10 protein-coding genes and 1 pseudogene are annotated in these 13,656 nt (G+C 65.1%); 6 read left to right on the forward strand and 5 right to left on the reverse strand.

Features of this window, described 5'->3' with window-relative positions:
• Positions 1 to 378: 378 nt before the first annotated feature.
• Positions 379 to 510: pseudogene (locus tag ASG43_RS13555) on the reverse strand (IS5/IS1182 family transposase); the annotation flags it as partial.
• Between the two features lie 272 nt (positions 511 to 782).
• On the opposite strand from ASG43_RS13555, the gene ASG43_RS23305 reads away from it, so the two are divergent.
• The 5 genes from ASG43_RS23305 (at position 783) to ASG43_RS13580 (ending at position 6,604) form a co-directional block, all read left to right on the forward strand.
• A complete protein-coding gene (locus ASG43_RS23305) occupies positions 783 to 941 on the forward strand; it encodes a hypothetical protein (protein ID WP_200939513.1) in 159 nt (52 codons plus the stop codon).
• A 453-nt stretch (positions 942 to 1,394) separates the two neighbouring features.
• Entirely contained in the window at positions 1,395 to 2,306 is a 912-nt protein-coding gene (locus tag ASG43_RS13565; RefSeq protein ID WP_162244726.1) for a universal stress protein, read from the forward strand.
• A gap of 175 nt (positions 2,307 to 2,481) precedes the next feature.
• Positions 2,482 to 4,422, forward strand: a complete 1,941-nt coding sequence (locus ASG43_RS13570) for a heavy metal translocating P-type ATPase (RefSeq protein WP_244488093.1) — start codon at positions 2,482 to 2,484, stop codon at positions 4,420 to 4,422.
• 413 nt (positions 4,423 to 4,835) lie between these two features.
• On the forward strand, positions 4,836 to 5,405 hold the full coding sequence (locus tag ASG43_RS13575; RefSeq protein WP_056505889.1) for a DUF1003 domain-containing protein: 570 nt from the start codon (positions 4,836 to 4,838) through the stop codon (positions 5,403 to 5,405).
• A 137-nt stretch (positions 5,406 to 5,542) separates the two neighbouring features.
• Positions 5,543 to 6,604, forward strand: coding sequence for a mechanosensitive ion channel family protein (locus ASG43_RS13580; RefSeq protein ID WP_082490900.1), 1,062 nt, complete (start codon positions 5,543 to 5,545; stop codon positions 6,602 to 6,604).
• 408 nt (positions 6,605 to 7,012) lie between these two features.
• On the opposite strand, the gene ASG43_RS13585 is transcribed toward ASG43_RS13580, so the two are convergent.
• Entirely contained in the window at positions 7,013 to 7,978 is a 966-nt protein-coding gene (locus ASG43_RS13585; RefSeq protein ID WP_244488094.1) for an FAD-binding domain-containing protein, read from the reverse strand.
• 1,041 nt (positions 7,979 to 9,019) lie between these two features.
• On the opposite strand from ASG43_RS13585, the gene ASG43_RS13590 reads away from it, so the two are divergent.
• Positions 9,020 to 9,475 (forward strand): hypothetical protein, encoded by a 456-nt coding sequence (locus tag ASG43_RS13590; protein ID WP_056505894.1) that lies wholly within the window; start codon positions 9,020 to 9,022, stop codon positions 9,473 to 9,475.
• A 184-nt stretch (positions 9,476 to 9,659) separates the two neighbouring features.
• Here ASG43_RS13590 and ASG43_RS13595 read toward each other — a convergent pair whose 3' ends face one another.
• The 3 genes from ASG43_RS13595 to ASG43_RS13605 form a co-directional block, all read right to left on the reverse strand.
• On the reverse strand, positions 9,660 to 9,986 hold the full coding sequence (locus ASG43_RS13595; protein WP_056505897.1) for a hypothetical protein: 327 nt from the start codon (positions 9,984 to 9,986) through the stop codon (positions 9,660 to 9,662).
• Positions 9,987 to 10,597: 611 nt separating this feature from the next.
• A complete protein-coding gene (locus tag ASG43_RS13600; protein WP_056505900.1) occupies positions 10,598 to 11,344 on the reverse strand; it encodes an SDR family NAD(P)-dependent oxidoreductase in 747 nt (248 codons plus the stop codon).
• A gap of 493 nt (positions 11,345 to 11,837) precedes the next feature.
• A complete protein-coding gene (locus tag ASG43_RS13605; RefSeq protein ID WP_082490901.1) occupies positions 11,838 to 13,454 on the reverse strand; it encodes a GMC oxidoreductase in 1,617 nt (538 codons plus the stop codon).
• Positions 13,455 to 13,656: the final 202 nt, after the last annotated feature.

Below are 13,656 nucleotides of genomic sequence, written 5' to 3' on the forward strand. Positions count from 1 at the left end.
GGAGAAAACTCGGAACTTGACCAAGGCCTGACCAGCCCAACATCGTCAAAGCCGGGTCAGTTCTTGATGGAAATCCTGGGTCAGCTCTCAGTGGAAATCAACACTTTGTGCTCTTGTCTGGCGAAATGAGTTCCTGCGGAACTTTAGTGTGGCGAGGACACTAAACGGCACGGTGGCGAAATCTCAAAATAATGTAGTGAAATCAGTAAGAGACCCGAAGTCTTATCTGGCGAGCAAGACTTCCTGACAGAAATGCGGATACGAGGACCGTCGGACTTTCCGGCGACGACCTGCTCTAGTTTCTGTCTGCATTCATCGGATCCAGATCATCGCGCAGGCAAGATGGACGACGCCCTGTAAGGCGGCGAGTGTCCTCCCCATGGCATCTCTGAACCAATCGGCGTCGTAGCCGCGGTCGCCGAGCAGCCAATGCGCCTTCGGCAAATCGTCCAGCAGAGCGGCCGATCCGGTGTCGTCGCTGATGTGCCCCGCGTTCATGAAGAAGCTGATGATCGAGCGCGAGATCCTGTTCCGCGTCTCCCAGGGACCATAGGGCGACTTGCTTCGGCAGATCGCCCGGCCGGACCGTCGCCTGTCTGAGGTCCGCCGAGCTCTCGACGGGATCCGGGCGCACTTCAACGAGCCGTTCCGCGTCGAGCCGCTCGCAGCCTTAACGAGGATGCGTGTCGCGGCCTTCTACCGTCACCTCAAGGCGATCACTGCCATGACGCCGATCCCCGTACCAGAAGCGCCTTCGCCTGCTCGAAACGCGCAGGCTCCTGTTGTTCGAACCTCGCGACGCCGCCGCGATCGCCTTCGCGGTGGGTTACGAGAGCGCGTTCCAGTTCCGTCGGGACTACGCCCGCATGGACGCCATGCCCCCGGTGCGGGACATGGCGCGGTTCAAAGATGAGACGGTCGCAGCCCCCCTGTTCGGGTGACTTGACGCGGCACGGGCGGCCGGCCCGTCCGTCGGCACAAGCGCAGCAGCGGTCCTGACGATGCGCCTTTTTCTTCTCGGCGGTCCGGCTGTCGCGAACGAGAACGTTCCGATGGGCCTTCCGGGCCAATGGGATGTGCTCGCGGTCCACCCCCGGACACCAACGGCCATTCCCCGAAACCGGCCGGACCGACCACGAGAGCGATGGTCGCGATCGCCATCAGGGACAATCCCGCAGCGGTTTGCGCTGGATCAAGGCACGAGGCCCGACGGACCACGTAAGTCAGCGGGGTGGTCACCATGCCTACGCAGACGCGGATCTCCTGGTCCACACAGGATTGCTCGACCGCAGGCATCACCCCGGGATCGGCTGACCCTGACCGATCCCATGCTGTTCGGTCGGCAGGAAGAGGCCGCCCGGCGCGGCTTGTTTCCCGAGAAACGCGAGGCCACCATGCGTGCTATTTCCAACATCGTGAATGCCACGATCGGGGCGGACGAGCCGTTGCAGACGGTCACCGTCGGTCGTGTCGCTGCGGCGTCCTACCGGGATCTGCTCTCGATCGTCGACGGTTCCGCGACGGACGAAGCTGTCCTGGCACATGCGGAGTCGATCGCCGAAACCTTCGATGCCCATATCGAGGTGATGCTCGCCAACGAGGTTCCAAGCCCTGCCGTCTATGCGGCCGAGGGACTGGGTCCGACCTACGCATTGATCGAAGCGGAGCGGGAAACCCGCGACGCCAAGGCCGATGCTTTGCGCCAGCGCCTGGAAGGCATCGACCGTCGCCACGATGTCCGACGTTGCGACGCCTATCCGGGCGAGCTCCAACGCCTTGCAGCATCGCTGTCGCGTTGCGCAGACCTGACGATCGTCTCTCGACCATACGGTCGTCAACATCACGACGCCACGACCTTGGAGGCCGTGCTGTTCGAAGGTGGCAGAGCCGCCTATGTCGTCCCGCACGAACCGTGCAAGCCCGTCCTGCCGGAGGTCGTCGTCGTGGGTTGGCGGGATACGCCCGAATGCGCACAGGCGATCGGGGCGGCCATGCCGTTTCTTCAGAGGGCGCGGCAGGTCTATCTCGTCTCGGTCACGGAAGGCGAACCCGCCGAAGCCCGTCGTCAGGAACCCATGGCCGACATGGTCCGCCATCTCGCGCGACACGACGTCAAGCTCGAGGTCCGCCACCTGCCGGAATGGAGCCATCCCGCCGACGCCCTCCTCAACGAAGGAAGGATGACAGGCGCCGGACTGATCGTGGCGGGCGCCTATGGTCGCTCCCGACTGCGCGAATGGATCCTGGGCGGCGTCACGAGGGAACTCCTCAAACGCAGTGAACTGCCCCTTCTGCTCGCTCGATAGGAGGGCTTGGGATGGTGCTTCGACGCGTGCCCCACCCGGTCGAGCCTCGCGAGGGGCATGGGACGGTCGCGTTCTCGCCCTGTGCCGGCGCGACCAAATCCCCGGAAGGCGCAGTTCCCCGGGGCCTTGCCGGCGATCCGCACGTCGCAGGTCCGCACGCCGCCGGGACCCCTCGATGAAACCGAACCAAATGCTCGGCTCGCAGGCCGGCCCATTCGACACGCTGCCGCACTCCTGCTCGGCGCGTTCCGTGGCGAGCAAACCGAAAGGGGCGGTCCGGAACACGAGGGCGGCCACGCGCTGGACTGCCCTATTCCCGATCGCCTGCGCCTTGATCGGCCTTGCCACCGGCTTCGCGATGCAAGGGCTGGGACGTCCGGACGCTGCCGGACTGGTCTGGTCGGCAGGCGTCGTGCCGGTTCTGGCCATCCTTCTCTGGCAGATCGTCGCCAGCCTTCGCCGGGGCGATGTCGGGCTCGACATCGTCGCCGCCCTCTCCATGTCGGCCGCGCTCCTCATCGAAGAGACACTCGCCGCAGCGGTCGTCGGGTTGATGTATGCCAGCGGGCAGGCGCTGGAGGCCTATGCCGCGGGCCGTGCGACGAGAGAGATGAACGCTCTCCTCGACCGCGTTCCGCGCAGCGCCGTCCGCCACTCGAACGGGACGCTGGAAACCATCCCCATCGCGCAGATCGCGGTCGGCGATCGCCTTCTGGTTCATCTCGGCGACGTCCTGCCTGTCGACGGGACGGTCGTGGGTACGGCTCTGCTCGACGAGGCGCCGCTGACGGGCGAATCGCTTCCGGTCACCCGGCGCGACGGAGAGGCCGCCATGAGCGGCTCGACCAATGTGGGTGCCGCCTTCGATCTCGTCGCGAGGGAGCCTGCGGCCCGCAGCACCTATGCGGGCATCGTTCGGCTTGTCGAGGAAGCAACGAAGTCGCAAGCTCCGATGACGCGTCTCGCCGACCGCTACGCCCTCGGCTTCATGGTGGCGACCATCGGACTTTCGGCTCTCGCCTGGTGGATCTCCGGCGATCCGGTCCGTGCCGTCGCCGTCCTCGTCGTGGCGACGCCCTGCCCGCTGATCCTCGCCGTGCCCGTCGCCATCGTGTCCGGCATCTCCCGGGCGGCGAAGATCGGGGTCCTCGTCAAGGGCGGGGCCGCCCTCGAAATGCTCGGACGCATCCGGACCCTCGTCGTCGACAAGACGGGGACGCTGACCCACGGAACCGCGGCCGTATCGCAGATCGTCGTCGGACAGGGCTGGTCGCAGAGCGAGGTCCTGCGGTTGGCGGCCAGTCTCGACCAGGTCTCCCAACACGCGGTGGCCCAGGCGATCGTCGCGGCCGCCGCCGAGCAAGGGCTCGCGCTGGCGCTTCCGACCGAAACCCGGGAAGTGCCGGGAGACGGCGTCGAGGGGCGCGTCGCAGGGCATCTTGTCCGGGTCGGCGGCAAGGCTTTCGTCTCGGGCGGCCTGCAGGAACGAGATCGGGTCCTGTTGAGGGCCGCCGTTCCTGCTGGCGCGCTGACCGTTGCCCTGTCCGTCGACGGTGCGTTTGCCGGGCTGGTGCTGATGCGGGACGCGCTCCGCTCGGATGTCTCCGGAACCCTGGCGCGGCTCCGGGAGCTCGGCGTGACGCGCGTCGTGCTGGCGACCGGCGACCGCAGGGACGTCGCGGTCGCGATTTCCGCGGGCCTCGCTCTCGACGAGATCGCCGCCGATCTGGTGCCCGAAGACAAGATCGCGCTCGTCCATCGCGAGAAGGCACGCGCGCCCGTCATGATGGTCGGCGACGGGGTCAACGACGCCCCCGCTTTGGTGGCAGCCGACCTCGGCGTCGCCATGGGCGCCAGGGGCGCGGCCGCCTCGGCCGAGGCGGCAGACATCATCCTCCTGCGCGACAGTCTCGACGGTATCGGCGATGCGATGGCGATCGGCCAACGCTCGCGGAAGATCGCCCTTCAGAGCGTCTTCGCAGGAATCGGTCTTTCCGCGTTCGGGATGGTCGCTGCGGCACTGGGTTATCTGCCGCCGGTCCAAGGGGCTCTCGTGCAGGAACTCATCGACGTCGCGGCCATCTTGAACGCGCTGCGCGCCCTTCGGCCGGGCTAAAGCCCGGCACGGGCGGGACGTCGCCGAGCATGCGGGACGTCCGTGACCAAGCTTGCGGGCCAGGTTCGCCGATCGACGATGCTCCCGTTTCCCATGTCTGCCGCCACACCGCTTGGCCGAAAGAACCGCACCAGAACGCATGTCCCTTCCATCCTCGCCGCCATGATGGCCGGCGGTGCCGATGAATGTGCTATGCGTCAACGGCACCGGGCTCGATCGCGAGGAGTGCAAGAGCCCATCTCGGCCGAAGCCGGGAGGAGCAGGGCTCCCACAGCGAACCGGATCGGACATTCCGTCATACGAAACCGACGGCGATCTCGGCGGAATGTCTCCGTGCCTGTTCGGCAATAGGGGCGACGGCGAAACGTCGGGCCAGCGGACGGAAGGCACGGTAGCGGGAAAGGTATACGGCCATGAACGAGGACGTCGCTCGACTTGCTCGTCAGCTTCTGGACAACGGGCTCGGGGCATTGTCGGCCCGCGAGCAGCGGGTGATCCTCCACATCGCCAAGCGGCTGAACGTCACGCGAAACGTCAATATTGTCGTATCGGAGCAACAGACCTTCGGCGAGCGTCTGGCGGACAAAGTCGCTCAGTTCGGCGGCTCCTGGACTTTCATCATCGTCTTTTCCAGCCTGCTTGTCTCCTGGATCGGACTGAACGCGTTTGCAATGAAGGCTCTGGGCGCGACGTTCGACCCGTATCCGTTCATCTTCCTGAATTTGATCCTGTCTATGGTTGCAGCCCTGCAGGCGCCCGTCATCCTGATGTCCCAGAACCGTCAGGCCGCCCGAGACCGCATCGCGGCTGGGCTCGACTACGAGGTCAACCTCAAGGCCGAGCTCGAGATCATGTCGCTTCACGACAAGCTGGACCGCCTGCGCGTGGAACATCTGGAGGCGATGCTGGGGGAGCAGACACGTAGAATCCAGGAACTGACGGAGCGCGTCGGTGTTGGTGGCACACAGCCGGCAGCTTCTTGACATCGCTGAACCGTCGGCGGTGCGAGGATGACCGAGTCGCAGCCCGCAACACCAGCGTCGATCTGACCGATGCAGGAACAGCGATGGCGCCTATTTCACGACGCCTTGCCAGTGCGTAGCCGGAAAACGAGACCTGCATGAACGAAACAACTGCCCAGGTGGCACCCACCGTCGATCCAACGGCAACCGCTGACGCCATCGCCGCCAATGCACCCGAGACCGTTGAACAAGCGGTTCGCGTCGATCCTGCCTTCGTCCTCGCCAAGATCGAGACGTGGGTCGTCGGCTTCCAGCAGCTCCTCCCCAACATCGTGGTCGCGATCGTCGTGTTCGCCGTCGCCTTCGGTATCGGTTGGAGCATCGAGCGCTCGTTCCGGGCTTGGGCCGACAAGCACGAGCGCGCCAATCTCGGTGCGGTGCTCGGCTCGTTCCTGAAATGGATCGTCCTCCTGTTCGGAGCGCTTCTGGCGCTCACCATCGTGATCCCCTCGCTGAATCCCGGCGACCTTCTCGCCGGCCTCGGTATCGGATCGGTGGCGATCGGCTTCGCCTTCAAGGACATCCTCCAGAACTGGCTGGCAGGCCTCCTGATCCTGATCCAGCGGCCATTCGAAGTCGGCGACCAGATCATCGTCGACGGCTTCGAGGGCACGGTGGAATGGATCGAGACGCGAGCGACGATCATCACTCTCTTCGACGGGCGTCGCGTCATCATCCCGAACGCCAGCGTCTACTCCAGCTCCGTGACAGTGAACACCGCGCGGCCCCTCCGCCGCTCTCAGTATGACGTCGGCATTGGGTACGGCGACGACATCGAAGTCGCTCGAGCGGCCATTCTGGCGGCCATTGCGAATGTGGAAGCGGTCGTGGCGGATCCGGCCCCCGAGGTCATCGTGTTCGACCTCGCTGCCTCCAGCGTCAACCTGCGGATCCGCTGGTGGACGCCGTCCAAGGGATTCAATCTCGTCAAGGTGCAGGGTGAGGTGCTGGAGGGCATCAAGCTGGCCCTCGATGCCAAGGGCATCGACATCCCCTATCCCACCCAGGTCACGCTCTTTCACAACCAGACGGAAGAAGCGGACGGCCGTCGGGGCGAGCAGCGCGAGGGATGGCCGCCACGCCCCGGCATCCGCCGAAATGCCACCGGCGCACAGGAGCCTGGAAGCGAGGATCTGGCCGGACGACCAGCCTCATCCTGAGGGCTCGTCAAAAGTGAACTTGCCCCGGAAGAGTGAGGCGTTCTCCGGAGTTTTGCGGAGGATCCCGCATGGCAGAAGTGCAAGGGCGGTTCACGATGGAAGCTGCGTGACAGGAACCCGGCGCCGGGAAGCGTCCTGTCGTCCTTCGGCGGCATCATCCGCTTCCACAACCCATCGGCGACCGTGCGGCATCATCACCGAACGCCGATGCCCCTTCGCAGCCCGTGCCGCTTCATCTCCAGCAGATCGACGGAACAGAGCCGGTAAGAGCCGGCTCCAACCCCATCGAGGATGCTCGTGCGTGTCTGCTCCCTTCCACGAAGGGAACGGAACGTCTCGGTCTCTGCTGGAGCCCTCGACGCGGCTGGAGCCATCGATCCCATCGCTCGAAGGACGATCACCCCGGCGTCAACGCATGCCCTGTTCGCGCAACAGCTCCGGTATCTGCTCCCTGAACTTGAAGAAGCCTTTGGTCGCGTGCGGCCAAAAGAGATCGTCCCAGTCCCGTCGAACCTGCACGAGCGTGATTCCCTGGCCTGCCAGGCTCGGCGTCAATCTTGCCAATGCGTCTGCGACCGGCCCGACGGGAGCGTAGGCCGTCACGATTTGGTGCGCACCAGCCGAACGCGCCGCGATCGCCAGCGTCTCGGCGTCCAGATCGACCAAGACGTTCGCTTCGCAATCGAAACTCACGGCGACCCGCGACGCGGTTTCCGCCGCAGCCTTCGCAACGAAGACCCGTGCGCGATCGCCCCAGAGCCCGTCGGGAGAGGAAGCGACAACGGCGGCCTTGATGGGCATGTCGGTGCGAGCGACGGTTTCGGGATTGAGATCGTCCGATGTGACAAGCAGAAGCGACTGGTCCGAAGATGCCGATCGCATCGGTCGAGGCAGGGGTTGCGGCCGCGGAATGGGGGGCTCGGTGATCGCGAACGCCTCTGTCGCCAGTCCTTTCGGCGAGAAACGGCCATTGGTGTAGCGAGCGATGTTGTCGGCGGTTGCAAGGTAGGTTTTGCCGACCGTCTGCAAGCCTGCCACCCACCGCCAGGACAGCGTGTTGCTGGCAGCATCCGCGTCGACGAGGTGGCGCAGGAAGAAGTCGGCGCCGAGCGTCCAGGGCAGACGAAGGGTAAAGATCCAGATCGACGCGAACCACATCCGGGCATGATTGTGAAGATAGCCTGTCGCGAGGAGCTCGCGCGCCCAGTCGTCGAAGCCCTCGATTCCCGTCGAGCCGCTCTCGGCAGCGGTCAGGGCACGTTTGTTGGGAAAGGTCTGGCGCTGGCGGTCTCGTTCCTCGACGAAGCGCGCCCAGACCGTCGGCCGCATCTCCAGCCAGCCCTTCCAATAGGTCCGCCAGAGAACCTCCTGCACGAACTTCTCGGCCGGCTCGAAGCCGTGCCGTTCGAGGACCGCCGCGACGACGTCGCGCTCGGTCACGAGGCGATATCGCAGGTAGGGCGAAAGCTTGGACACGGCGGTCGCCCTGCCGGGTCCGTCATCGGTGTTGCGTCCCGCGGCATAGGAACGTCCGGCACGGTTGACGAACTCGGCGAGGCGATCCAGGCCGGCGCTGCGTGACGGTTCGAAATCAGACGGGTCATCCTGCATGGCCAGAGAAGTAGTTGGAGAACCGTGGTCGTCATCCGCGGCATCGGCGCGCGGCCGTCTTCCGTCACGTCCCGGTCGGAATGGCCACCTTTGTCCTCGCCGGGCACAGTGTTCGCCCGCGAACATGGCGGAGGCCAAGAAACCAGGAGAGTTGCTTGTTCCCCTGCGCGACGCACGCGTCGCCTGCATCCTCGTTACGGTGTTACGGCCGGGAAACGGAGCCGTTGTCGCCGGGGCTGAATGGCAGCGATGCTTCTGTACCCTTCCAGAAGCTGGCGGTCGCCGTTCCACCCGTGTCGGAAATGATGTCTGGCAGCAGTCACGCGCCGAAAGCAGCCTGTCCACATCCGGGCCAGCTTTTGCGAAGAGCAGCCAGTCCGCGTCGACCGTCAGCCGACATTCAAACAGGGACCGGTGCGCCCGTTTTACGGGCGATATCGACGGGAAGCGGAGGCTTGCAGCGCCGGCCTTCGCCGCAACCTCTTTCGTCTGTCAGGCGATGACCGTGGCCGGCGTTTCGTTTGCTTCACCGGGTTTCAGCGTGCAATGCGCGGCTGTCGCCGGCTCCCAAAGCGCAACGCTGGGGATCCGCCTGCACCCGCGGTTCCCACTCGACCATTCGGGCTCGTCCCCGAAGCGGACGCGATGAAAGGGACCGGGACATGACCTTACGTGAAGCGCTCCGGCAGGCAGAAACCAGAGGATTGCAATCCCCAGAATCCATAGACTGCGCCATCCATCCAGCTTCGCGCCAGCTTCACATCCGACAACACTGTCCAAGCCGTGTTTAGGAAAGATCAACTGATGTTCTCGACCGTTCTCGAAGCCACCCGCACTGATGACGCCGAGAAGGAAGCCTTGGCGGCCTCGATGATCGAGGTCTCGAAACTGACCCGCGATCTGCTCGCGATGCATCTGGCGACCATCGCCCTATTGCCGGGTGAAGACGACTACCTGCTTGCGCTCAGCACCCGCGTCCCCACCGACCTCATCGAGGCGGCTGAGGAACTCGGCGTCCGTCGGCTCGTCGCCGCAAGGGCGTATGAAAGGCTGTCTGTCCGGAACTTCGTTGAAATCGATGGCAACACGGTCACCCTGACGGCCTCCGGCCAGGACATTCGCTCGCAGATTTCGACCGTCTACCGCATGGTCGGCGAAGACATCGCGGACAGACTGAGCACCAACACGATCGAAGTCGTGAAGGGTGCGCTCGCCGAAGTCAGACGGAACATGAAGCGCGCGCTCAAGCGGAAGGGTTGAGACCACGAGCCAGCCGGCAAGGGCGCGAGCGAGCCTCTCTCATGCCGCCAGTGGGCCGATGGCTGCCCGTCGGCTTTCGGGAAGGCAGAGGCCACCAGCTGCCGTTCCGGCTTCGGTCCATCGGCAAAAGCCGTAGCGAACCGCGTCCGTCACCTTCGCAAATGGCTCCGCCCGTGCCTGGTTCCTACCGGCCGGCCTTCGTCGCGGAATGAAAATCGGCGGGCTTGTTGGCGACCCATTTCACGAAGCGTGCGACGCTTTCGTTGTCCGTCAGCGCTGTTCCCGATTCCGCATGACGGACAAGTTCGCTTGCCGAGAAATTGGCGTCGATGGTCTCTCGGCAAATAGGATGGACGGGTACGGTGTCGCGACCTCCTCGGCTCTTCGGGATCGGGTGAAAGCGGTCCACGGTCTTTCCGAGCAGCCGTCCGCAGAGCCAGCACGGCTCCGCCGGCTGAGCGTCCACGGCAGCTTCCGTGAGCCAGTCCGCGTCTCGAATCTTGCGTGCCATCCTGCAACTCCCGACCTACGGAACGAGGTGACGCCTATGGTGATGGCGCCATCATCCTTGCCGCGACTGATGGAGCGGACCAGGGCGCTCGGTCAAGCCGATGGGGAACAAGGTTGATCCCCCGGCAAGCTCAAGCCTTGGATGCCGGCGCCGCGGTCCGTCAAAGACCGCCCTCTTGCGCCGTCAAGGCCGATCGCGGACCGGCAGCTTTCGGCCCGTGCGGTGGGAAAGCTGTCCATCCGCCAAAGGCCTGATCTCGCACTTCAAGCTTCGTATGCGGATCCGGATCGTTCCGGACGTCCCCCACAGGGTGCTGCGGACCGACAGCGCCCCTCGAGGACCCCGTCGGCTCGAACTCGGCTCGCCGACCGGTTCGCAGCCGTTGATCCGGCCGACTACGTTGGCCGTGCGAGCAGGCGGGCAGCATTTTCACGGTCAATGGCCGGGCGCGACAAACCCTCCACGTCCATGTCTTCCAGCGCCCTGACGAAGGTTCTGATGCCGAAATCGGGCGCCATCGGGAAGTCGGTTGGTCGGACGCGCGGCTTGCGCGGATCGTGGGGATGGCGCGGACTCCGCCCACCGTCGAGCCGCAGGTCGAGCGAAGCGCCTCAGGAAATCTTGTACTGTCCGCCATCGACAGGGATCGCCTGCCCCGTGATGAACGAGGCATCCTCGCTGGAGAGGAAGCAGATCGCACCGGCAATGTCCCTGGGTTCGGCGAAGCGCTTGATCGCCTGCTGTTGCCAGGTCTGACGCTTGGCCTCCTCGGGCATGTCCTGCGTCAGCCGCGTGTTCGTGAGGGCGGGAAGAACCGCGTTGACCGTAATGCCCCCGTCCGCGACATCGTTCGCCAAACCTCGAACGAAGCCGATGACGCCCATCTTGGACGCCATGTAATGGCTCATTCCGGGTATCGCGAGCCCGATCGAGTTGGACGATATATTGATGAAGCGGCCCCAGTTGTTGTTTCTCATCTGCGGCACAAACTGCTTTGCACTGAGAAAATGCGCATCGAGATTGACGGAAAGCGTCTTTTTCCACTGCTCGAAGTCCAGTTCGTCGATGCGCTTGGGGCTCCCGATACCGGCATTGTTCACCACGATATCGGTCCGACCGAAGCGCTGCTGAACCTGCTGGTCGATGCGCGCCCAGTCCGCCGCGCTCGTGACGTCGGCGGCGACGACCAGACTGGGACCGCTCAGGAGGGCGGCGGTCTCGTGGGCTTCGTCGATATCGACCAGAACGAGGCTGGCGCCGCGTTCGGCCAGTTGAACGGCAATGGCCTGCCCGATGCCGCGGGCTGCGCCCGTGACGAGGGCGACGCGACCTTCGTGACTCGATCTTGGCTCGTTCATGCTGTGTGGCTCCCAGAGATGGATGACGTGGAGCGGTGCCGATTGCGGATCGGCGCCGCGATCTTGGTCAAAACGGATGGTCGGCCTGGTTCGCGCTGTGGCGGGCGTTGATCCAGATCGTGTCCGTGACGTCCTTCATGCAGTCCGGCCCGGTCCGGCCCCCGCCGCTGCCGCGCACCCCGCCCATGGGCAAAGATCCGAAACGGCGGTTCGCGCGGCGTGATCGACATCGACATCGACATCGACATCGTCGAGCACGATCAGCCTTTCATGTGCTTCGCCGGAAAGGCTTCGACATAGACGTTCGACGGCGTTGAAGGCCCGGCTCATCTCGACGATTCCATCCTGGCACGGGTGATGTTGGGGCCCGGAGGCTGGACGGCCCCTTGTCCCGCAGGGCTCGGCAAACGGTTCGATGCCGTTCGCTCGGGCCCGTTGCGCCAGGTTCCGGCGCATGTCCGGGCGGAGCGACCTCGCTTCGCCCGGACATGGCTTAGGTCATGGAAGCGGCGATACGCTCGGCCAGCATCATGGTCGGGAAGGCCGTGGCGACCGAAGGCACGTCCGGCCAGATCGAGGCGTCGATCACGCGCAGGCCTTCGATGCCGCGAACGCGGCCCTCGACATCGACGACGGCATGGGGATCCTGCGAGCCGCCCATCGGCACCGTGGAGGTGGGATGCTGATAGGTGACGACCGACGCAGCCAGGGCGGCGTTGATCGAGGCACGGTCGCCGACGGCGGCGCCCGGCGCCAACTCCCCGTCGATCATGTCGGCGAAAGGCTTGTGACGTGCGATGTCGCGGATCATCTCGACACCGTCGATCAAGCGCTCCCTGTCGTCGTCGTCCTGGAGGAAACCGAGATCGATGACGGGAGCCGCCTTGGGATCCCGGCTGGCGATGGTCAGCAAACCGACCGATCGGGGTCGCACGAGCGCCGCGAAGAGAAGGAACATCGCGCCGGCGGATGAAGCACCGTCGTCCGGCAGCGTCGCGGTGCTGATATTGAGGTCAACCTCTACGCCCCTGGCATGGTTCGACCGCGCCCACAACATCGCGCCGATCGGCGGATACGGAAGACCGACCGCCTCCTTGCGGATGGACCAGACGGTTGGAACGAGCGGATGATCCTGCAGCCGGCGACCGACCGGCAGATCGGCGATGATCGGGATGTCGAGGCGACGCAGCGTTTCGGCGGGCCCGATGCCGGACCGCATGAGGATGGCGGGGCTGCCATAGGTCCCCGCGGAGAGAATGATCTCCCCCCCTTCGACGATGTCTCCGCCAGCCAGGCGAAGTCCGGTCGCACGGCCGAGCGTCACGACGACGGCGTCGACCAGTGTCTCGTCGCGGATCGTCAGATTGGGGCGAGCGCGGATCGCCTCGCCGAGGAGCGTCATGCCGGTGTTCAGGCGGACGCCCATGCGGGTGTTCATCACGTAGGGGCCGACACCCCATGGCTGTTCGGTGGCAAAGCCCGCGGATCGTCGGTGGCCTGCAGCCAGGGCGGACGCGATGAAGGCTCGGTGTTGATCGGAGACCTCTTCGTCGCCGAGCTGGTGCAGCGGGAAAGGACCGTCCTGCCCCTCGCCGCCGGTGCCGGAGGTCCGCTCCAAAGACGTGTAGAAGGGATGCGTGGCCTCCCGGCTGAAGGCGCCGAGGTCGTGGTCGCGGGCCCAACGGTCATGATCGTCGCTCGGCAGCCGCATGGCGACCGCCCCGTTGATCGCGGACGAGCCACCCAGAACCTTGCCGCGGTTGAGGGGGATCGTCCGGCCGAGGAGACCGGGCTCGCTCTGGAAGCCCCAGTCATGCTCCGCGTCGCCGCCGACGATGTCCTGGCGCCGCACCGCGTCCGGATAGGCATGGGGCGGGTAAGCCTTGCCGGCTTCGATCAGGAGGACTCGCCGCGATGGATCCGCGCTCAATCGGTTGGCCAGCACGGCTCCGGCCGAGCCGCCGCCCACGATGATGACGTCGAACCTGGAGCGGCCTCCGGCTTGTGCGGATGCGGCGCCGGAGACCGGCCGTACGACCGTCGCGACCCCGCCACCGACGACATCCCGCCCATGGGGCCCGTTCTCGTCGGGTTGATTGCTATCAGTCATGCTTACTTTCTTTTATTCGGCGGCGAAGCGGATCTGCTGTCCGCGACCGCTGCGCCTTCAAAATCTTTTCTGTCGGAAACTCGGAATGGCGAGACCCCGACGACATAGATTCTGGTTCATCTCGCGTTTGCCCCATCAAGATGGGGTGCGCATTCATGCCAAGCTTTCGTTATCAGGAGCAGCCTGTATTTTCTGATGTAGA

Source organism: Aureimonas sp. Leaf454, assembly GCF_001424685.1.
GTDB lineage: Bacteria > Pseudomonadota > Alphaproteobacteria > Rhizobiales > Rhizobiaceae > Plantimonas.

What these genes read in the sequence shown, in the direction of transcription:
- ASG43_RS13590 (WP_056505894.1), top strand. Translation starts at nt 9,020, where the DNA reads ATGTTCTCGACCGTTCTCGAAGCCACCCGCACTGATGACGCCGAGAAG.
- ASG43_RS13565 (WP_162244726.1), top strand. Translation starts at nt 1,395, where the DNA reads ATGCGTGCTATTTCCAACATCGTGAATGCCACGATCGGGGCGGACGAG.
- ASG43_RS13595 (WP_056505897.1), bottom strand. Translation starts at nt 9,986, where the DNA reads ATGGCACGCAAGATTCGAGACGCGGACTGGCTCACGGAAGCTGCCGTG.
- ASG43_RS13575 (WP_056505889.1), top strand. Translation starts at nt 4,836, where the DNA reads ATGAACGAGGACGTCGCTCGACTTGCTCGTCAGCTTCTGGACAACGGG.
- ASG43_RS13600 (WP_056505900.1), bottom strand. Translation starts at nt 11,344, where the DNA reads ATGAACGAGCCAAGATCGAGTCACGAAGGTCGCGTCGCCCTCGTCACG.
- ASG43_RS13570 (WP_244488093.1), top strand. Translation starts at nt 2,482, where the DNA reads ATGAAACCGAACCAAATGCTCGGCTCGCAGGCCGGCCCATTCGACACG.
- ASG43_RS13580 (WP_082490900.1), top strand. Translation starts at nt 5,543, where the DNA reads ATGAACGAAACAACTGCCCAGGTGGCACCCACCGTCGATCCAACGGCA.
- ASG43_RS13605 (WP_082490901.1), bottom strand. Translation starts at nt 13,454, where the DNA reads ATGACTGATAGCAATCAACCCGACGAGAACGGGCCCCATGGGCGGGAT.